At 68.8% G+C, this 19066-nt stretch carries 18 protein-coding genes; 10 read left to right on the forward strand and 8 right to left on the reverse strand.

Annotated elements, in window-relative coordinates; translation table 11 throughout:
• Positions 1-32 precede the first annotated feature (32 nt).
• The 3 genes from NK1_RS22200 to NK1_RS22210 are packed head-to-tail and all read left to right on the forward strand — an operon-like array spanning position 33 to position 2754.
• Positions 33-971, forward strand: coding sequence for an EamA family transporter (locus NK1_RS22200; protein WP_084461361.1), 939 nt, complete (start codon positions 33-35; stop codon positions 969-971).
• Positions 968-1825, forward strand: coding sequence for an NmrA/HSCARG family protein (locus tag NK1_RS22205; protein ID WP_063011541.1), 858 nt, complete (start codon positions 968-970; stop codon positions 1823-1825). The genes NK1_RS22200 and NK1_RS22205 overlap by 4 nt, the downstream gene beginning before the upstream one ends.
• Positions 1822-2754 carry an SMP-30/gluconolactonase/LRE family protein gene (locus NK1_RS22210; protein WP_063011543.1) on the forward strand — a complete coding sequence of 311 codons (933 nt, stop codon included), beginning with the start codon at positions 1822-1824 and terminating at the stop codon, positions 2752-2754. The genes NK1_RS22205 and NK1_RS22210 overlap by 4 nt, the downstream gene beginning before the upstream one ends.
• Positions 2755-2800: 46 nt before the next feature.
• On the opposite strand, the gene NK1_RS22215 is transcribed toward NK1_RS22210, so the two are convergent.
• Positions 2801-3064 (reverse strand): helix-turn-helix domain-containing protein, encoded by a 264-nt coding sequence (locus tag NK1_RS22215; RefSeq protein ID WP_039778318.1) that lies wholly within the window; start codon positions 3062-3064, stop codon positions 2801-2803.
• 77 nt (positions 3065-3141) lie between these two features.
• Between NK1_RS22215 and map the strand changes: the two genes are divergently transcribed.
• Both map and NK1_RS22225 read left to right on the forward strand, forming a co-directional pair.
• Complete coding sequence (map, locus tag NK1_RS22220) at positions 3142-3909, forward strand: type I methionyl aminopeptidase (RefSeq protein WP_063011545.1); 768 nt, start codon at positions 3142-3144, stop codon at positions 3907-3909.
• A gap of 113 nt (positions 3910-4022) precedes the next feature.
• A complete protein-coding gene (locus NK1_RS22225; protein ID WP_063011547.1) occupies positions 4023-4409 on the forward strand; it encodes a PPOX class F420-dependent oxidoreductase in 387 nt (128 codons plus the stop codon).
• Positions 4410-4436: 27 nt separating this feature from the next.
• Here NK1_RS22225 and NK1_RS22230 read toward each other — a convergent pair whose 3' ends face one another.
• Together NK1_RS22230 and cobN are read right to left on the reverse strand one after the other, a co-directional pair.
• Positions 4437-4826 (reverse strand): PPOX class F420-dependent oxidoreductase, encoded by a 390-nt coding sequence (locus NK1_RS22230; protein ID WP_063011549.1) that lies wholly within the window; start codon positions 4824-4826, stop codon positions 4437-4439.
• Between the two features lie 86 nt (positions 4827-4912).
• Positions 4913-8536: a cobaltochelatase subunit CobN gene (gene cobN, locus NK1_RS22235; RefSeq protein WP_063011551.1), complete on the reverse strand. Its 3624-nt coding sequence runs from the start codon at positions 8534-8536 to the stop codon at positions 4913-4915.
• A gap of 244 nt (positions 8537-8780) precedes the next feature.
• On the opposite strand from cobN, the gene NK1_RS22240 reads away from it, so the two are divergent.
• The 5 genes from NK1_RS22240 to cobJ all read left to right on the forward strand — a co-directional run bounded on the left by NK1_RS22240 (position 8781) and on the right by cobJ (position 13375).
• Complete coding sequence (locus NK1_RS22240; protein ID WP_157104389.1) at positions 8781-9035, forward strand: hypothetical protein; 255 nt, start codon at positions 8781-8783, stop codon at positions 9033-9035.
• Between the two features lie 128 nt (positions 9036-9163).
• The gene (gene cobG, locus NK1_RS22245) at positions 9164-10357 is read left to right on the forward strand and encodes a precorrin-3B synthase (RefSeq protein WP_063011555.1); all 1194 of its coding nucleotides are present in this window, start codon (positions 9164-9166) and stop codon (positions 10355-10357) included.
• Positions 10358-10424: 67 nt separating this feature from the next.
• Positions 10425-10994, forward strand: a complete 570-nt coding sequence (locus NK1_RS22250) for a hypothetical protein (RefSeq protein WP_063011557.1) — start codon at positions 10425-10427, stop codon at positions 10992-10994.
• A gap of 93 nt (positions 10995-11087) precedes the next feature.
• A complete protein-coding gene (locus tag NK1_RS22255) occupies positions 11088-11723 on the forward strand; it encodes a precorrin-8X methylmutase (protein ID WP_063011559.1) in 636 nt (211 codons plus the stop codon).
• Positions 11724-11794: 71 nt separating this feature from the next.
• A complete protein-coding gene (gene cobJ / locus NK1_RS22260; protein ID WP_063011561.1) occupies positions 11795-13375 on the forward strand; it encodes a precorrin-3B C(17)-methyltransferase in 1581 nt (526 codons plus the stop codon).
• A 147-nt stretch (positions 13376-13522) separates the two neighbouring features.
• On the opposite strand, the gene NK1_RS22265 is transcribed toward cobJ, so the two are convergent.
• From NK1_RS22265 to NK1_RS22285, 5 genes are all read right to left on the reverse strand, one after another.
• Positions 13523-14629 (reverse strand): NAD-dependent epimerase/dehydratase family protein, encoded by a 1107-nt coding sequence (locus tag NK1_RS22265; protein ID WP_063011563.1) that lies wholly within the window; start codon positions 14627-14629, stop codon positions 13523-13525.
• 112 nt (positions 14630-14741) lie between these two features.
• Entirely contained in the window at positions 14742-15344 is a 603-nt protein-coding gene (locus NK1_RS22270) for a hypothetical protein (RefSeq protein ID WP_157104390.1), read from the reverse strand.
• A 37-nt stretch (positions 15345-15381) separates the two neighbouring features.
• Positions 15382-17061 carry a nitric oxide reductase activation protein NorD gene (locus NK1_RS22275; protein WP_063011567.1) on the reverse strand — a complete coding sequence of 560 codons (1680 nt, stop codon included), beginning with the start codon at positions 17059-17061 and terminating at the stop codon, positions 15382-15384.
• Complete coding sequence (locus NK1_RS22280) at positions 17058-17876, reverse strand: CbbQ/NirQ/NorQ/GpvN family protein (protein ID WP_063011569.1); 819 nt, start codon at positions 17874-17876, stop codon at positions 17058-17060. Before NK1_RS22280 ends, NK1_RS22275 begins: the two co-directional genes overlap by 4 nt.
• Before the next feature lies 1 nt (position 17877).
• Positions 17878-19050, reverse strand: coding sequence for a spirocyclase AveC family protein (locus tag NK1_RS22285; protein WP_063011571.1), 1173 nt, complete (start codon positions 19048-19050; stop codon positions 17878-17880).
• Between the last annotated feature and the right edge of the window lie 16 nt (positions 19051-19066).

Consider the following 19066-nt stretch of genomic DNA (forward strand, 5'->3'; position numbering starts at 1 on the left):
CTCATAGATCTCACGCGGGTGAGATATCCGATATGAAAAGCGCAGGAGCACTGAGGATTTCCGACGGAGTCGGCGGTGCGGCACGGGCCGATCTGTCCCGGACCGTACTCACAGCGTTCGCCCCGGCGGTCTGGGGCACGACCTACATCACCACCACCGAACTGCTGCCGCCCGGGCACCCTCTGTTCGCGGCGATGCTGCGGGCATTGCCGGCCGGGCTGATCGTGCTGGTTGTCACCCGGAAAATGCCGCATGGGCGATGGTGGTGGAAGGCCGCGGCGCTCGGTGTGCTGAATATCGGTTTGCTCAACGCGCTGCTGTTCATCTCGGCCGAGCGGTTGCCGGGCGGTGTGGCGGCGACGCTGGTCGCGGCACAACCGTTGATCGTCGCTCTCCTGGCGGTGGCCGTTCTGCGTGAGCGAGCGTCGATCTGGCGTCTGATCTGGGGGGTGATCGGCGTGACGGGCGTCGGCCTCGTGGTGATCGGACCGTCCGCGTCGCTGGACGCGGTCGGGGTGGCGGCGGGTCTGGCGAGCGCGGGCTCGATGGCGCTGGGACTCACGCTCACCAAGCGCTGGGGACGTCCCCTCGGCGTCGGTCCGGTCACCTTCGCCGGCTGGCAATTGACCGCGGGCGGCGCATTCCTGCTGCCATTCACCGTTCTCGTCGAGGGACGTCCACCTGCGATCGATGCGGCGGCGGCATTCGGCTATCTGTGGCTCGGCCTGGCCGGCGGTCTGATCGCCTATGTGCTGTGGTTCCGCGGCATCACCACCCTGCCCGTCGCCTCCACCGCGGTACTCGTGCTGCTCTCGCCGCTGGTCGCTGCCGTCCTCGGCGCTGTTCTCCTGGCCCAGACGCTGGGGCCGATTCAACTGATCGGGTTCGCACTCTCGCTCGCCGCCATCGTCGCGGGCCAGCTTCCGGCACCGGCCCGCCCCGTGCACGTCTCGGCAGGAGCACGGCGATGACGAATGAACAGGCGGTCCTGGTCACGGGCGCGACCGGTGGCCAAGGCGGCGCGGTCGCCCGCACTCTCCTCGCCCGCGGTTTCGCGGTGCGCGCCCTGGTGCGTGATCCGAGGAAGCCGCAAGCGGCGGCGCTCGCAGCGCTCGGGGCGGAAATCGTCGTGGGCGATCTCGGCGATCCCGACGTGTTGCGAGCGGCGGCGCGCGGCGTATCCGGCATCTTCAGTGTGCAGCCGGCCGATATGACCGACCCGCGGCCGGAAACCGAAGTGCGACAGGGCAAGAACGTTGCCGCCGCGGCCGAAGCCGAGGGCGTCGACCATCTGGTCTACAGTTCCGTCGCCGCGCATCGCGGTTCCGGGGTGGCGCATTTCGAGGCCAAGGCGGACATCGAGGCGTACATCGATGCCCTCGGTGTGCCCGCGACGGTTTTGCGGCCGGTGTTCTTCATGGAGAACTGGCGGTATCTGATTCCGGCGGCCGTCAGCGGCGAGCGAATCGGCGCACTGCCGCTGGACCCGGATACCACCCTCCAGATGATCGCGCTGATCGATATCGGCCGGATCGCCGCAGACGTGTTCGATCAACGGCCCGAGTATCTCGGTCGGCAGCTCGACATCGCCGGTGACGAGTTGACCGTGCGCCGGATCGCCGAGGTGTTCACCGATGTCGACGGCATCCCCACCCGATTCGAACGACCACCGATCGACGCAGCGCATGCGGAGGCCGGGGAGGTAGCGGCCATGTTCGACTGGCTCGACACGTATGGCTATCGCGTCGACATCCCCGCACTGCGCGGGCGATTCCCTCATCTTTTGCGCCTCGAGGACTGGTTGCGGGAGGAACGCGGAAAATGAAGCGGCTCTTCGGAATCCCGCTGGCAATCCTGTGGTTGGGTGTCGCCGCACCCGCACCTGTGCAGGCCCAGCCGGCGCTGTTTCCCACCATGATCGACCTGCCCGCCGGCTTCCGGCCCGAAGGTATCGAGATCGGGTCGCTCCCGGTCGCGTATATCGGCTCGGCCTCGGACGGCTCCATCTATCGAGCCGACCTGATATCCGGGCGGGGGACGATACTGACTCCCGGCCGAGGCACACCGTCGCTCGGTCTCCGGCTCGACTCGCACGACCGGTTGTTCGTCGCCGGCGGCACCGGCGGCGATATTCGCGTGATCGATGTGCGCACCGGTGCGGTGCTCGCGAGCTACCGGGTCGGCACCGCGCCGGGCACTTTCGTCAACGATGCGGTGTTCACGCCGACGGGCGCCTGGTTCACCGACTCCCGCACGCCTGTGCTGTATCACCTGCCCCTCGGCCCCGACGGCGCGCTGCCCCCATCCGAGGCGGTGGTCCGGCTGCCGCTGATCGGCGATATCACCTATGTGCCCGACGCGATCAACGCGAACGGAATCGTGCCCACACCCGACGGCTCGGGGTTGGTCATCGTGCAGTCGGCGACCGGACAGCTGTTCCGCGTCGACCCGGCGACCGGTGTCACGCGACGGGTCGATCTCGGGGGCGATGCCGTGCCGGCCGGGGACGGTCTCCTTCTGCGCGACACCACCCTGCTCGTGGTCCAGAACCGGCTCGATGCCATCGCCGTGATCACCCTCGATCGCACGGGCACGACCGGCAGGGTCGAGCGGCGGATCACCGACCCACGCTTCGACGTCCCGACAACGGTCGCACGCTTCGGTAGTCGCCTGTATCTGCCCAACGCGCGGTACGACACGCCCCCGAATCCCACCACGCCCTACTCGGCGGTCGCGGTGGATTGGCGGCGGTAAACCGGAAAGCGTGCCGGGCAGCCGAGTGGAGCTGACCGGACGCCCGCTAGGCCGAGGCGCTGAGGCGCGCGGACTGCCAGACCTCGGCCAACTCCTGCAACGGAATGCCCAGCGCCCCGGAGAGTCCGACGACGGTGCCGAAGGCCGGGCTGGGCAGCCGGCCGGATTCGATCTTGCGCAGTGTCTCCGGTGAGATGCCGGCCGCCCGGGCGATCTCCGCGGGGTCCCGATCGCCCCGGACCGCACGCAGATGCGCACCCAGGCGGCGACCGGCCTCCACCTGGGCCGGGGTCAGCGGAAGTCGAACCATGCCCTCAGCATAGAGCTGGTATTCAAATACCGCTACGGTTAGAGTCGGTATATAAATACCGATTCCAGGGAGGTTTCATGGTCGAACTGAAGACAGCCGCCGAGATCGAGCGGATGGGGGTGGCCGGGCGCTTCGTCGCCCAGGTGCTCGCGGAGCTGCGGGAGAAAGCCGAGGTCGGGGTGAACCTGCTCGATCTGGAAAAGCATGTGCGCCAGCGCATCCGGGAACGAGGAGCGGTGTCGTGCTACTGGGACTACGCGCCCTCGTTCGGGCGCGGGCCGTTCCGCAACACCGTCTGTCTGTCGGTCAACGATGCGGTCCTGCACGGCCTGCCCTACGACTACCGGTTGCGCGACGGGGACGTGCTGACCATGGATCTGGCGGTCTCGGTCGACGGCTGGGTCGCCGACGCCGCGGTCAGCACCATCGTCGGCACCGCCGATCCCGAGGACGCCCGGCTGGTCGCCGCGACCGAGGAGGCCCTGGCCGCCGCCGTCGAGGTCGCGCGGCCGGGTGGGCGGCTCGGCGACATCTCCGCGGCCATCGCGGCGGTCGCGCGGCGGCACGGCTACCCCGTCAACACCGAATTCGGCGGTCACGGGCTCGGCCGCACCATGCACGAGGATCCGCACATCCCCAACGCCGGGCGCGCCGGGCGCGGCATGCGACTCGTCCCCGGCCTGACCATCGCGATCGAACCCTGGTTCGCCCGCACCACCGACCGCATCATCACCGATCCGGACGGGTGGACGATCCGCTCCGCCGACGGCTCGCGCACCGCACATTCCGAACATACGGTCGCCATCACCGACGAGGGCCCTCGAATCCTCACGCACACCGCATGATTCACGTCGCCCTTCCGACCGATCAGGCTGTGTCGTTCGGAGCCTGATCGGGGAGCCCTCCGTGGTGACGCTCCGCTGCCGCCTCCGGGCTCGACCGATTAGGCTCGACAGTCGTGGACAATCCTTTCGGGCCCGCGGGTACCGCGAACTACGTTCTGCTCACCACCTACAAGAAGGACGGCACACCGGTCGCGACCCCGGTGTGGGCGGCGCTCGACGATGCCAAGTTGTACGTCTGGACCGAGACCGCCGCCTGGAAGGTCAAGCGGGTGCGGCGCAATCCGGAGGTCACCGTGCAGCCGTGCAACGTATCCGGTAAGCCGCACGGCGAGATCGTGCGCGGCACCGCTCGCGTGCTCGACGAGCAGGACAGCGACCGGACCCGGCAGCTGATCAAGCGCAAGTACTCGATCATGGGCTGGCTGATCGTCACCGGCAGCCTGCTGCGACGCGGACGCAAGGGCACGATCGGCATCGAAATCACCGCTGCCCCGGCCTGATTCGTGCACCGCCTGATCCGGCGGCGGTTACTCCCCCGCCGGTTCGGCGGTGATCGCCAGCCCGACCGAGCGGTCCTTACCGAAGATCAGCTTGTGGCCGCGGATCAACACCGTGCCGATCACGCCGTATTTGCGGGCCACGAGATCGCGGACCCGTTCGGTCCCCTCCGCGTCGAGGATGCGCGCCGTGCCGGCGCTCACCGGCGATCCCGACGTGCGGCCGCGGGCGTCGCAGGCCTGAACCGTCACCGCGGCATTGCGGCGCAGCCGTTTCACCTTCCAGGTCTTCGGATTGGTCCAGACCACCAGCCGGTCGCCGTCGGGAGCCACCCACACGGGTGCCCCGACCGGCGTGCCGTCCTTCTTGTAGGTGGTGAGCAGGACGTACTTCTCCTGTGCGAGTTCGTTCCACGTCATATCCCCACGGTAGGGCCGGACTCGCAACTCGCACATCCGCCGCGCGGCGCGGGTTCCGGTGCGCCCGCCGACGTAGCGGCCACGTGCTATTCCAGTTCGCCCTCGGTTTCGAGGTAGATCTGCCGCAACCGGTCGAGCGTTTCCGGCTGCGGGGCCTCCCACAGTTTGCGTTCGGCAGCCTCGAGCAGGCGTTCGGCGATACCGTGCAGTGCCCACGGATTCGACTCGGTCATGAACTTGCGGTTCACATCGTCGAATACGTAGCTCTCCGAGAGCTTTTCATACATCCAGTCGGCGACGACATTGGTGGTGGCGTCGTAGCCGAACAGGTAGTCGACCGTCGCGGCCATCTCGAACGCACCCTTGTAACCGTGGCGGCGCATCGCCTCCAGCCAGCGCGGATTGACCACGCGGGAACGGAACACCCGCGTGGTCTCCTCGGAGAGGGTGCGGGTGCGCACCGCGTCGGGGCGCGTCGAGTCGCCGATGTAGGCCTCGGGATTCTTCCCGGTCAGCGCCCGGACGGCGGCGACCATACCGCCGTGGTACTGGAAGTAGTCGTCGGAATCGGCGATGTCGTGTTCGCGGGTGTCGGTGTTCTTGGCCGCGACCGCGATGCGCCGGTAGGCGGCGCGCATATCGTCGGCAGCCGGCGCGCCGTCCAGACCGCGGCCGTAGGCGTAGCCGCCCCAGGTGGTGTACACCTGGGCCAGGTCGTCGTCGGTGCGCCAGCTCTTGGAGTCGATCAGCTGCAGCAGGCCGGCGCCGTAGGTGCCGGGTTTGGAGCCGAAGATCCGGGTGGTGGCGCGACGCCGGTCGCCGTGCTCGGCCAGATCCGAATCGGTATGCGCGCGAACGTAATTCGACTCCGCCGGTTCGTCCAGATCGGCCACGAGCCGGACCGCGTCGTCGAGCAGCGCCAGCACGTGCGGGAACGCGTCGCGGAAGAAGCCGGAGATCCGGACGGTGACGTCGATGCGCGGGCGGCCCAGCTCGGCCAGGTCGATCACCTCCAGGCGGCTGACGCGGCGGCTCGCCTCGTCCCACACCGGCCGCACACCCAGCAGCGCGAACACCTCGGCGATATCGTCACCGGCGGTCCGCATGGCCGAGGTGCCCCACACCGAGAGCCCGACCGAGCGCGGGTAGTCGCCGTGATCGGCGCGGTAGCGCTCCAGCAGCGAGTCCGCCATCGCCTGCCCGGTCTCCCACGCCAGCCGCGAAGGCACCGCCTTCGGATCCACGGAATAGAAGTTCCGCCCGGTCGGCAGCACGTTGATCAGACCGCGCAGCGGCGAGCCGCTCGGGCCGGCCGGGATGAAACCACCGTTCAGGGCGTGCAGAATCCGCTCGATCTCGACTCCGGTCTGCCGCAGCCGGGGCACGACCTCGGTTGCGGCGAACCGCAGGACGGCGGCGAGAGTGTCCGGAGCATCGGGTTCGTAGCGGGCCACCAGCTCCCCGACCGCCTCCGGCGACCACTCCGCCGCCTGCAGTGCGGCCAGCAGCTGCCGGGCGCGCTGCTCGACGACGTCGACGCGCTCGCGCGATTCCTCCCCGGATTCGTCGAGCCCCAATGCCTCGCGCAGCCCCGGCACCGCGACTTCGCCACCCCACAGCTGGCGGGCGCGCAACATGGCCAGCACCAGATCCAGTTCGCCCTCCCCGGCGGGGGCCTGGCCCAGGATGTGCAGACCGTCGCGGATCTGCACATCCTTGATCTCGCACAGCCAGCCGTCGACGTGCAGCAGCATGTCGTCGAAGGTGTCCTCGTCCGGCCGCTCGTCCAGCCCCAGGTCGTGGTCCATCTTCGCGGCCCGCATCAGGGTCCAGATCTGCTGGCGGATCGCGGGCAGTTTGGCCGGATCCAGCGCCGAGATGTTGGCGTGCTCGTCGAGCAGTTGTTCCAGGCGCGCGATATCGCCGTAGGTCTCGGCGCGCGCCATCGGCGGAATGAGATGGTCGACCAGTGTGGCGTGGGCGCGACGCTTGGCCTGGGTGCCCTCACCGGGATCGTTGACCAGGAACGGATAGATCAGCGGCAGATCGCCGAGGGCGGCATCGGTACCGCAGGCCGCCGACATGCCCAGCGTTTTGCCCGGCAGCCATTCCAGATTGCCGTGTTTGCCCAGGTGCACCATCGCGTCGGCACCGAATCCACCTTCGTCGGTCGCTGCGGACAACCACCGGTACACCGCCAGATAGTGGTGGCTGGGCGGCAGATCCGGATCGTGGTAGATCGCGACCGGATTCTCGCCGAAGCCGCGCGGCGGCTGCACCAGCAGCACGATGTTGCCGAAACGCAGTGCGGCGATGACGATTTCGCCGTCCGGGTCGGCGGAGCGGTCGACGAACAACTCGCCCGGCGGCGGCCCCCACGCCTCCACGACCGCGGTGCGCAGTTCCTCGGGCAGGGTGTCGAACCAGGCCGAGTACTGCCGGGCGCCGATGCGAATCGGATTGCCCTCCAACTGTTCCGCGCTGAGCCAATCCTGATCCTGGCCACCGGCGGCGATCAACGCGTGGATGAGCGCGTCGCCGTCGCGCTCCTCGAGCCCCGGCACCTCACCCGCCGCGCCGAGATCGTAACCGGCCGTGCGCATTTCGGTCAGCAGCCGGATCGCACTGGCGGGGGTGTCCAGCCCGACGGCATTGCCGATGCGGGCATGCTTGGTGGGATACGCCGACAGCATCAGGGCGATCCGCCGCTGCGCCACGGGCAGATGCCGCAGCCGCGCGTGGCGCACCGCGATGCCCGCGACCCGGGCCGCCCGCTCCGGGTCGGGCACATAGGTGGACAGACCGTCGGCGTCGAACTCCTTGAACGAGAACGGCACCGTGATGATCCGCCCGTCGAATTCCGGCACCGCGACCTGGGTGGCGACGTCCAGCGGCGAGAGCCCGTCGTCGTTGTCCGCCCACTGGTCCCGGCCGCTGGTCAGGCACAGGCCCTGCAGGATCGGCACATCCAGGTCGGCGAGCGCGCCGATATCCCAGGCCTCGTCGTCACCTCCGGCGGCGGCGGTGGCGGGTTTGGTGCCGCCCGCGGCCAGCACGGTCACCACCAGCGCGTCGGCGCGGCGCAGCGTGTCGAGCAGGTCCGGTTCGGCATTGCGCAGCGATGCGCAGTACAGCGGCAGCGGGCGGGCGCCGGCCTGTTCCAGCGCGCGGCACAGCGACTCGACGTAGGCCGTATTCCCGGCCAGGTGCTGGGCGCGGTAGTACAGCACGGCCACCGTCGGCGCGGCGGCGAGGCGGGAATCGTTGCCGGACAACGCCTCCGGGGTCCGGTCGAGTTCACCCCAGGAGGGCAGCTGGACCGGCGGCTCGAAACCGTGACCGGTCAGCAGCACCGTGTCGGACAGGAAGTTGTGCAGCTGCCGCAGATTGCCGGGCCCGCCCGCGGCGAGATAGTTGTGCGCGTCCGCGGCGACTCCACCCGGGACCGTCGAGCACTCCATCAGCTCGGCATCGGGCGCCATCTCGCCCCCCAGGGCGACCAGCGGAATCCCGCTGGCACGCAGCGCGTCCAAGCCGTCTTCCCAGGCACGGCGGCCGCCCAGGATGCGGACCACGATCAGATCGGCGCCCTCGAGCAGTCCGGGCAGATCCTCCACCAGCAACCGGGCCGGGTTGGCGAGCCGGTACTCGGCGCCGCTCGCGCGCGCGGACAGCAGATCGGTGTCGGACGTGGACAGCAGCAGGATCACGGTTCTCCTCGGGTGACGCGCCCATGGCGGATACGGCCGCCCGCCCGGAGGGTCTGACTGTCACAGTGGCGCGACCGCACCGGAATTGCACCGGCTTTCCTCGTATCGGCGAGCCCCCGGATGCTATCGCACTGCTGTGACCGGTATTTCCCGATCCGACTCCGCGGCGTACGCTGTGAATATGCCGAACACACCGGGATGGAGCAGGCGGAACCGCTTTGCCGCCTGGTCGGGAATAACATGCATGATGATTGCTGTCGCATTGCTGGCAATGGCTTTGGCCGCTGCAGCGGGCGGCCACGGCGGGCTGTTGCTCGTCGCCGCCGGCGCCTGCGCGGCGGTCGCGATCTTCGGGCTGCTGGTCTTCGAGTCCACGGTCCGCCGCGACCACCTCGAGCGGCACGACAACCCACACCTGTTGTCGGACAGTTACGTCGACGATCAGCTGTGGAAGGCCGTGATCAGCGCGCGGGACAAGAGTGCCCCGAAGGACCGGTGATCCGCCGCCGCGAGTGGCCATCTCGGCTGGGCCCGGTTCCGGACGCGAGGTGCGGCGCGGTCAAAAGCCCGTGGTTGGGACGCACCGGCCACAATCCGGGCACGCCCAGCTCGTAGGCTGGGGACATCATGACGCGTTCCGCTCCCGACTCCTGCCCCGGTGTCCTGCGCCTGCATCAGGCCGCCGACGGTCCGCTGGCCCGGATCCGGCTGCCCGGCGGCGCGATCACCCCCGATCAACTGCGCGCGCTGGCCGGGGCGGCCGGCGATCTCGGTAACGGCAGCATCGAACTGACCTCGCGCGGCAATGTGCAGTTGCGGCAGATCCACGACGCCGCGGCACTGGCCGAGCGGCTCGAGCGCGCCGATCTGCTGCCGGCGCCCACCCATGAGCGGGTGCGCAATATCGTGGCCTCGCCGCTGTCGGGCCGGTCGGGCGGCTGGAGCGATGTGCATCCGCTGGCCGCGCAACTCGACGCGGGGCTGCGGGCGGCCCCGGAATTGGCCGCGCTGCCCGGGCGAGTGCTGTTCACCCTCGACGACGGCCGCGGCGACATCAGTGGGCTCGGCGGCGATATCGGCGTCCACGCCACCGATGAGGCCGAGTTCGCGCTGGTTTTGGCCGGCCGCGATTCGGGCGCGCGCATCGGCGCGGACCGGGCGGTGGACACGATGCTGGCGGCGGCACACAGCTTCCAGCGGGTGCGCGGCGAACAGTGGCGGCTGCGCGAGATCGCCGACGGCCCGGCTCGGATCCTGGCGGAACTGGCTCTGGAACCGACCGCCGAACCAATGGATCTCGTTGCCCGCCATGATATTCCGATCGGCTGGCTCACCCAGGCCGACGACCGCGTCGCGCTCGGGGCGGCGGTGCCCCTCGGCGCGCTCCCGGCGCGGACCGCGGAATTCGTCGCGGCGGTCGAACATCCGATTCTGATCACCCCCTGGCGCAGTCTCGTCGTGGCCGATATGGACGAGTGGACGGCCGAGCAGGTGGTACGGGTGCTGGCACCGATGGGCCTGATCTTCGACGCGAACTCGCCGTGGCTGGCGGTGACCGCGTGCGCCGGGCGGCCGGGCTGCGCGAAATCGCTCACCGACGTGCGGGCCGATGCGGCCGGCGCCGTCACCTCCGGGCGGGTGCTGCCGGTCGGCGCCCCGGCGCCCGACCTGTCCGGCGTCGCGGCCGATCAGGTGGTCGTCGCCGGGCGACAGCACTGGTCCGGGTGCGATCGGCAATGCGGGCGTCCGGCCGGGCCGGTGACCGAAGTGGTCGCCGAAGCCGGCGGTTATCGCATCACCGGCCCCCACGCGGATCGCTGAGACTCGCACCGCCGCGGCTGCGGCGACTCACTATGCCTCGTCCCTGCGATTCGCGCACACTGAATCGATGGACCCGTCCGCCCCGCAGCCGTCCACCGCCGCCCTGCTCTCCGACGCGCAGATCGAGGAGCTTTCGCTCGCCCAGCGGCTCGAACTGGTCGCGCGCCTGCGGCCGGACCGGGTACGGCCGAATCCCCGCCGGGTGCGCGTGGCGCGCGGGCTGCGGTTGTCGCTGATGGTCGGCGGCTCGGTCGCGATGATTCCGTGGCTGGTCTATCTCGGACTCACGCTGCCGCAGGAGTACAACGCGAACAACTGGTCCCTCGTGTGGATCGGATTCGACATTCTGCTGGTGGTGATGATGGCGACCACCGCCTATCTCGGCTGGCGGCGCCGGGCACTGCTCATCCTGCCCGCCTTCGGCACCGGCGTCCTGCTGCTGGCGGACGCCTGGTTCGACACGACGACCGCCGGCCCCGACGACATCCGGGTGTCGATCGCGACGGCCGTACTGGCCGAAGTCCCGCTCGCGGTGCTGCTGCTCACCGGGGCGCTGGCCCTGTTCCGCTACCTCGTCCTCGCCAATCCCCTGCACGATCCGGCCGAATCACCCTGGCGGGCCCGGCTGCCGTTCTGAGGTCGCGGGCCGGGCGCCCGAGGTTGCGGACCGGGCGGTGACTCGCCCACGCTGCCGCTCGGGGCCCGGATTCCCACCGCTAGGGTGATGCCCATGTCCGATGTGCGTACCAGCTACCTCACCGACGGGGCCGAGATCTATCGGCGCTCGTTCGCGACGATCCGGGCCGAAGCCGATCTGGCGCGGTTCCCGGCCGATGTCGCGCAGGTGGTGGTGCGCATGATCCACGCGTGCGGACAGGTCGATCTGACCACCGATATCTCCCACACCCCGCGGGTCGTGGCGGCGGCCCGCACCGCCCTGCGCGCCGGCGCGCCGATCCTGTGCGACGCCACCATGGCCGCCTCCGGCGTCACACGCAAACGTCTGCCCGCCGACAACGACGTGCTGTGCCTGCTCGCCGATCCGCGCGTACCGCAGCTCGCACAGGAAATCGGCAATACGAGATCGGCTGCGGCACTGGAACTGTGGCGCGATCGGCTCGACGGCGCCGTGGTCGCGATCGGCAATGCCCCGACCGCGCTGTTCCATCTGCTGGACATGCTCGACGCGGGCGCACCCCGTCCCGCAGCGGTGCTGGGAATCCCGGTGGGCTTCGTCGGCGCCGCCGAATCCAAACAGGCCCTGGCCGAATACGGTGGCGTCGAGTACCTCACCGTGCACGGCCGGCGCGGCGGCAGCGCCATCACCGCCGCCGCCCTCAACGCGATCGCGAGTGAGCAGGAATGAGCGCTCAGGGTGCGGAGGAGGCAGCGCGCGTAACCACGGAGCGCCCGAGCTCATTCCTCGACGGGCACAGAATGAGCGCGCCCGGAAAACTGTGGGGTGTGGGTCTCGGCCCCGGCGACCCGGAACTGGTGACGGTGAAGGCGGCCCGCATCATCGAATCGGCCGATGTCATCGCCTTCCACAGCGCCCGCCACGGTCGCAGCATCTCGCGCTCGATCGCGGCGCCGTATATGCGACCCGGCCAGCTGGAGGAACATCTCGTCTATCCGGTGACCACCGAGACCACCGACCATCCGGGCGGCTATCAGGGCGCGATCGACGAATTCTACGAACGCGCCGCCGACCTGCTGGCCGCCCATCTGGCCGCGGGCCGCACCGTCGCGCTGCTCGCGGCCGGCGATCCGCTGTTCTACAGCTCGTATATGCATATGCACCGGCGCCTGGCCGACCGGTTCCCCGCGGAGATCATCCCGGGCATCACCTCGGTCAGCGCCGCCTCGGCCGCGCTCGGCACACCGCTGGTGGAGGGTGAGCAGGTGCTGACGGTGCTGCCCGGGACCATGCCGCCGGATCAGCTCGCCGAACGCCTCGCCGATGCCGACGCCGCGGCGATCATGAAACTCGGCCGCACCTATCCCGGTGTGCGGCAAGCGTTGTCGAAGGCCGGCCGGCTCGACGACGCCTACTATGTGGAGCGCGCCAGCACCGGGCGGCAGCGGATCCTGCGCGCCGCCGACGTCTCCGACGCCGACGTGCCGTATTTCGCCATCACCGTGGTGCCCGGACCTGCCCCGACCACCGAGATACCGTTCACCACCGCCGAACCCGCTGCGGCCCAGGATGTTTCGCCCGCCTCCCCCGTTCCCGAGGTCGGTGAGGTCGTGGTCGTGGGACTGGGACCCGGCTCCGCGCAGTGGACCACGCCCGAGGTCACCCGCGCCCTTGCGGCGGCGACCGACATCGTCGGCTACACCACCTACGTGAATCGGGTGCCGGTCCGCCCCGGGCAGCGCCGCCATCTCAGCGACAACCGGGTCGAATCCGAACGCGCCGCCATGGCCTTGGATCTGGCGAAATCCGGCGCCCGCGTGGTGGTCGTGTCCTCCGGCGACCCCGGGGTGTTCGCGATGGCCGCCGCGGTCGTCGAGGAATCCGCGGATCCGCAATGGCGTGACGTGCCCGTGCGGGTACTGCCCGGCGTCACCGCGGCCAGTGCCGTCGCCGCCCGCATCGGCGCGCCCCTCGGTCACGACTTCGCGATGATCTCGCTCTCGGACCGCCTCAAGCCGTGGGAGACCGTGGCGCAACGCATTTCGGCGATCGCCGCCGCCGATATGGCGATCGCGATCTACAACCCGGCCTCCACCCAGCGGCGGTGGCAGGTGGGCGCCCTGCGCGAGCTCGTTCTCGAGCACCGCGGCCCGGACACACCGGTGGTCCTCGGCCGCGACGTCGGTGGGCCGACCGAATCGGTGCGCGTGACGACCCTGGCCGAGCTGAACCCGGACGAGGTCGACATGCGCACACTCCTCATCATCGGCGCCTCCACCACCGCCACCGTGGAGACCCCCTACGGGACAAGGGTTTTCACGTCGCGGCGGTACGGCCAGGCCGTACGGGACAACTCGGCGTCGGTCGCGGCCGACCGGTAGGACGGCCGCCGCGAGCGCCGAGCATGTCTGCCGGACGATGGTGCAGTGCGGGCTCGGCGTCTGATCGAAGGCGCCGACACCAAGACCAAGCTGACCCCGTCTTCACCGACAGCGGTCACTCAGCCGGGCCCGTGTAGCAGTCGTCAGTCATTTCGGTTCGGGGTATGGATTGCCGAACCTGAGCCGAATTGCGTTCCAGGGCTGAGCGAACGGTGCGCGCATGTCACGGTAGGGCGACATGCGCGGCAACCAGGAGCGCGCGAGGGGCGCTGCGGGGCGGAGCAGGTGGCGGTACCACCCCACTTTCGCGCGAATTTCGTCGAGCATGCCGGGCCAGGAATGGCGCTGGAATGCGAGGACTTGCTGGGACCGGTCGGTGTCGACCCAGTCGGTGGTGAACCAGTCCTCGTCGTTGTCCGGGTTGCCTGTTGCACCAGCGGGGAACACATCACCCAAACCCAGTGCACCGGTGACGGATCCGACCACGTCGTGTTGACGTTGCCGATGTGAGGGGTCGCCGGCGATGAGGAAGATCTCCCGCGTCGCAGTCACCGTCGAAGCGGACACGAACGCAGCGGCGACGTCTCGGACATCCACGGTGTGGATCCGGCCGTCCGCCGGCAGCGCGGCCGCGAAATGAAGCATGTCGGTGTTGATGGCCAGTCCCCCGCCGACGGACAGCACTCCCCCGAGCCTGAGAACGACCCATTCCAGTGATGACGTGCGCACCAACTCCTCCGCTGCCGCCTTATGCGTTCCGTAGACGTCGATCGGCCGGATCGGCGTATCGGGTGCGAGTACGGCGTCGGTGCGATGCGGGTTTCGGGGACCATAGACGGCGATACTGGAGGCTTGCACGAATCGCGGTGCGGTGGACAACTTCTCGGCCGCGCGCAGCAGCGCGGCGGTCGCGTCGACATTCACCGCGCGGGCCAGATCGGGATGGCGATAGCACAGCGGTGGGATGATCGCGGCGAGGTGCACGATTCCACGAGGAACGACGGTGGCAACCAAATTGTCCACCTGTTCCGGGTCAGTCAGGTCGGCCCAGTGGACTCCCAGCCGAGGTGCGGTGAGCGTGCGCGCCACACGCCGGTTCCCGGGCAGGTCCAGGTCGGTGGCCACCACCTCCTCGCCCGCCTCGAGCAATCGCCGGACGGTCGCCCTGCCAACCAGGCCGCATGCGCCGGTCACCAGCACGGGTCCGGTTCGGGGTTCGTTCGGATCGGTCCCTGCCCCGGAGTATGAAGTCATGAATGTGTCCTAATCGGTCCGCGGTGTGTGGCGGTCGAAGTGGTAGCGGGGGCGATCGGTGTATGCACGTTCGGCCGTCATGATGTCTTTCCTGGGCGGTGTCTGGGCTGTATCACTCGCCAGTGATCAGGGATCGGCCGTGCACAGCTGTCGTGGGCCGTGTTTCGGCCACCGCACGGAACGACTCGATACGCGGGTCCGGATTGCCGGTGGCCGTACCCGCTCTGCGCGTGGCGAGGGCATGGGCGCGGGCTTTGAATGCCAGCGCGGCGAGGCTCGGCTGATGGTGCAGCGGCTTGGTGCATCGCAGCAGGGCGGGATCGTGGACATCGCCCCACAGCGTCGTTCCGGGGTGGCTGGTGTCGAGGCACCTCATGATCCAGCGGCGTACCGGTTCGTCGAACGTTCTCTCGTCACCGACGATCGCCAACTGCTGTGGAACGATGTCGTGCGAGAACGGTGTCACATTCGCGAGGTCGATGAGGCTGGCGCCGAGCACACGCAGCGGCGCTGGATCGACCGGTCGAGCGATCAGGACCGAAACATCGCAGCCGGCGATGGCGTGGTCGAACAGCCATCCTCCGGCCAGATCGACCACCTGTTCCACCTGGTGGGCCACGACGACCACCGATGCGCGCAGGTTGCGCCGGAACGCATGGGTGAGAGCGTCGACCGTGAGTGCGTCGCGAGCGCGCTGGAGTGGCACTACATCCATCGAAACGTCCATTTCTTCCCGTTTTCCGAGCGGCACGTCATGTCCGCGCCGGTGTCGGTGCGCCGTGTTCGCGCAGCGAGGCCAGGAACAGGTCGTCCATTCGCGGGCTCAGCTCGGCGAGAGTAGCGGCGCTCGCATGGCCCGCGGAGCCGAATACGCGTTCGAGCGCTTCGGTGTCGGTGGCCGTGCCGAGCGACAAGCACAAGCATCCGACGCCGTCGGCGCGGAGTTCTTCGAGTGCCTTGTGGGCGTCGGCTTCGGCGTAGCGGCCTTCGTAGCCGTCGTCGTAGGGGAAACCGTCCGACAACACGAGCAACAGCCGATTGCGTGTCCCCGCTTGGGTTTTGAGGATTTCTCCCGCGCCCCGGATACCAGCGCCCAGACGCGTGTAGCTGGACGGCTGGAGCTGGTTGAGCCTGGCTCGCCCGACCGCGCTGAACCGCTGCCCGAACGTTTTGATCGCCGGGAGATGCACCGCGTGGCGGCCCTGGGATCGGAACGCGTACACCGCGACGCGGTCGCCGAGCTCTTCGAGGGTGACCGCAAGCGTGGCGGCCGCGCGGCGCTGATGGTCGTGGACGGCAAGGCCGTCGGGGTCGGTATCGGTGGCCGAGCCCGAGGCGTCCAGCAGGATCAGGACACCGAGATCGCGTTCGAGTTTGCGGTGCTCGCGGTAGACGTGCTCGGGCGGCGAGTGGCCCGAGCGCAGATCGACGAACAGGTCGATCAGCGCCTCCAGGTCGAGTTCGTCTCCGTCTGGGCGGCCCCGAAGAGCCTTGGGGCCCAAGCCGACTCGGGCCAGGCGACGCCGCAGCACGTCGTCGGCCGGGATACCGGCGGCCGCGATGTCGGCGTCGCCGGTGAAGGGGAAGTCGATGACCCGGCACCACTCGGGACGGTAGCGCCGATGGTGGACATCCCATTCCGGATACAGGGCCCCGCCCACGCCGACCGCGGCGCCGGGCTTGCCGTCGTCGGTGAAATGGATCCGCGCGGGCAGCGGCCGCGCCTGCACCCCGACCATGCGAGCGCGACGCACCGCCCGCACGGGCGCCTCGGCACCGGCCGGCCCGTCCCCGGCCGATCTCGAGCTGCCGGATTGTTTGCGGAAGAAGTCCATCAGGGTGCGTGAGCTGAACAGCGGATTCTCGAACAGTTTCGCGATCTTGCTGTCCCCGGACTGCTCGGTGTCACCGTCGTCGTCGGCCTCGGGCACGTCGAGGGGATCGAATTCCAGTCGGAGCTCGCGGTCGGTGGGCCGCCCGCCCACGCCGGCGACAGGAGCCAGCAGGCGAGACGGTTTGATGACGCCGAACCATTCCGGCGGGTCGGCGACCGCACTGCGGCCCTTGGCCACCACCAGCGACTCCTCCGCCGTGGATGTGCGTGGCGGGCCACCGAGATCCGACTCCGCGACGAGCGGAACACGGGCGGCGAGCTCGGCGAGAACCCGGTTGCCTTCCAGGGCCAGATAACGGCGAGCGACCGCCGGCCGCGCCCGCAACGATTTCACCACCCGCAGATCCAGGCTTCCCGCACCGAGCAACGCGGCCTGCACCACGACCTCTCGGCGCTGATCGACCGGCGTGACGAAGATGGTCCGGCCGTTCGTGTGGGCCGCCGCCCCGGCGGGTGCCCGCGCGACCTCGACCGCCCGGCCGGCGAGGTGGGTCGCCAGCAAACGGAAGCGGTCGAGATCGCCGGTGTCGGCTGTCATGAGCGGGGCAGTACGGCGTCGACGAGTTCGCCCAGGGCGCGGACGATCTCGTGGTCGTCGGAGAGCGCTTGCACGACGGCCGCTTGGACGGCGCTGCGCAGGCTGAGCCCCTCGGCCACCAAACCGCCTGCCAGCACCAGCATTCGAGTGGACGACACCTCCCGCAGCGGCGAACCGTCCAGGTTGCGGATGGCGTTGCCCAAGGTGACCAGCGCACCCGCCGTCCTCGCGTCGATCCCGGCCTCGTGGGCGACCACCTCGGTCTCGATTTCGGCGGGCGGGAACCCGAGTTCGATCGCGACGAACCGCTGGCGCGTCGATTCCTTGAGGTTTTTCAACACGCTCTGATAGCCGGGGTTGTAGGAGATCACCAGCTGGAAGCCCGGCGCCGCCGGCAAGGTGGTGCCGAGCCGGTCGATGGGCAGTTCACGACGATGATCGGCGAGCGGGTGGATCACCACCGTGGTGTCCTGGCGTGCCTCCACCACCTCGTCCAGATAGAAGATGGCCCCGGCGCGCACGGCCCGCGTCAACGGTCCGTCCACCCACACCGTCTCGCCGCCCTTCAGCAGGAACCGGCCGACCAGATCCGCCGACGTCATATCCTCGTGCCCGGCAACGGTGATCAGCTCGCGGTTCAGGCCGGTGGCCATCGCCTCCACGAAGCGCGTTTTCCCGCATCCGGTGGGGCCCTTCAGCAATACGGGCAGGCCGCGTCGCGCCGCGGCGCCGAAGACCTCCACCTCGTCACCGACAGCCATGTAGAAGGGCGGGGTCTCGGTGAGTGTGGCCGCGCGATGATTGTTGGTCGACATCTCAATTTCCCCGATCGAACGGAACGGTTTTCGGAAGCTCGGTACCGGGCGGCAGTATCAACCGGCCCTCCGGGTCGATGTAGCCGCTGTCTTTTCCGGGAATCGGCAGAACCGGATCGGGACACAGCCGTCCCGTCCCCTCGCCACAGATCCCCATGTCGAAATACGAGCGCTTCTGGATATCCTCGGGCCACGACTCCGCGTGCATGCCGAACCACTGGGCGGGAATGTTGTAGAACACGAAGAAGAAGACGCTGCATGCCGCGAAGATCGCGAGGAAACGCGTGAACTGCTGCTTCACGAATCCGCCCTGGATACGTTCCAGCCCACGTTCCACGAATGTGCGGCCGCGGTCGTCGGTGAAATAGCGCAGCGCGCACAGTCCCGCCTGCACACCACCCCACATCAACCCTTCATACAGCGGCCACTGGTAGTAGGTGCCGGCATTGATCGACAGCGACTTGATCGCGCCCGGGTAGGTGAAAAGCCCCATCGGCATCAGGAACAAACCCTCGATGACGAAATCGAAGATGAACGTCCAAACGATCAGTACGCCGATCAACCCGTAGTTGTTGATCCGCGGCCACTGTTTCTTGGCACGGCGCATGATCCAGCAGCCCAATATCGTGCACAGCAGCACCCCGTAGGAATAGCCCGGCGCGTTCATCAAGATGGGCTCGGCCATCATGCGACCGGGTTCCCCGTAGGAGTGCCAGCCCGGGACATACTGGACCCACGAGCCCATATTCCACATCCAGGTGTTATAGGTGCTCCAGGTGTTGAAGTAGTTCAGGAGCGGATCCTGAAACCACAACAACCCGCAGGCCACCAACAACATCCCGTCGAGCGTGATACGACGTTCACGCCGCCAGGGCCGGATGATGAAGTAATAGATGCCGACCGGAAGGCCGATGATGATCACAGCGGTCCACGTGATGAGGATCGCCTTCATGAAGGTCGGCGGGTCGCTGGGCCCCTTGGGCACGCGCTCGAAATACGGACCTGTCACCCACCGGATCCACACGTACAACTGAAAGGCCAGGATCAAGCCGCCGAGCACGGCCCAGATCCGGACGGGCTTGCTGGGAGACCGGACCTGTGAAGCCAATGCGGCCACATCACCGGCGGATTCGGTGACCACTGGCGAGGTCTTGCTGTCGGACGGTCCACTCATGACACCGTCTCCTTCT

Origin of the sequence: Nocardia kruczakiae NBRC 101016, assembly GCF_001612965.1 — a bacterium.
Lineage (GTDB): Bacteria > Actinomycetota > Actinomycetes > Mycobacteriales > Mycobacteriaceae > Nocardia > Nocardia kruczakiae.

Excerpts from the sequence above, each read along its gene's own strand:
- NK1_RS22270 (WP_157104390.1), bottom strand. The coding sequence starts at position 15,344 with ATGGATGTAGTGCCACTCCAGCGCGCTCGCGACGCACTCACGGTCGAC.
- NK1_RS22265 (WP_063011563.1), bottom strand. The coding sequence starts at position 14,629 with ATGACTTCATACTCCGGGGCAGGGACCGATCCGAACGAACCCCGAACC.
- NK1_RS22255 (WP_063011559.1), top strand. The coding sequence starts at position 11,088 with ATGTCCGATGTGCGTACCAGCTACCTCACCGACGGGGCCGAGATCTAT.
- NK1_RS22240 (WP_157104389.1), top strand. The coding sequence starts at position 8,781 with ATGATGATTGCTGTCGCATTGCTGGCAATGGCTTTGGCCGCTGCAGCG.
- map (WP_063011545.1), top strand. The coding sequence starts at position 3,142 with ATGGTCGAACTGAAGACAGCCGCCGAGATCGAGCGGATGGGGGTGGCC.
- NK1_RS22200 (WP_084461361.1), top strand. The coding sequence starts at position 33 with ATGAAAAGCGCAGGAGCACTGAGGATTTCCGACGGAGTCGGCGGTGCG.
- NK1_RS22280 (WP_063011569.1), bottom strand. The coding sequence starts at position 17,876 with ATGTCGACCAACAATCATCGCGCGGCCACACTCACCGAGACCCCGCCC.
- cobJ (WP_063011561.1), top strand. The coding sequence starts at position 11,795 with ATGAGCGCGCCCGGAAAACTGTGGGGTGTGGGTCTCGGCCCCGGCGAC.
- NK1_RS22285 (WP_063011571.1), bottom strand. The coding sequence starts at position 19,050 with ATGAGTGGACCGTCCGACAGCAAGACCTCGCCAGTGGTCACCGAATCC.
- NK1_RS22215 (WP_039778318.1), bottom strand. The coding sequence starts at position 3,064 with ATGGTTCGACTTCCGCTGACCCCGGCCCAGGTGGAGGCCGGTCGCCGC.
- NK1_RS22275 (WP_063011567.1), bottom strand. The coding sequence starts at position 17,061 with ATGACAGCCGACACCGGCGATCTCGACCGCTTCCGTTTGCTGGCGACC.
- NK1_RS22210 (WP_063011543.1), top strand. The coding sequence starts at position 1,822 with ATGAAGCGGCTCTTCGGAATCCCGCTGGCAATCCTGTGGTTGGGTGTC.
- cobG (WP_063011555.1), top strand. The coding sequence starts at position 9,164 with ATGACGCGTTCCGCTCCCGACTCCTGCCCCGGTGTCCTGCGCCTGCAT.
- NK1_RS22250 (WP_063011557.1), top strand. The coding sequence starts at position 10,425 with ATGGACCCGTCCGCCCCGCAGCCGTCCACCGCCGCCCTGCTCTCCGAC.
- NK1_RS22230 (WP_063011549.1), bottom strand. The coding sequence starts at position 4,826 with ATGACGTGGAACGAACTCGCACAGGAGAAGTACGTCCTGCTCACCACC.
- NK1_RS22205 (WP_063011541.1), top strand. The coding sequence starts at position 968 with ATGACGAATGAACAGGCGGTCCTGGTCACGGGCGCGACCGGTGGCCAA.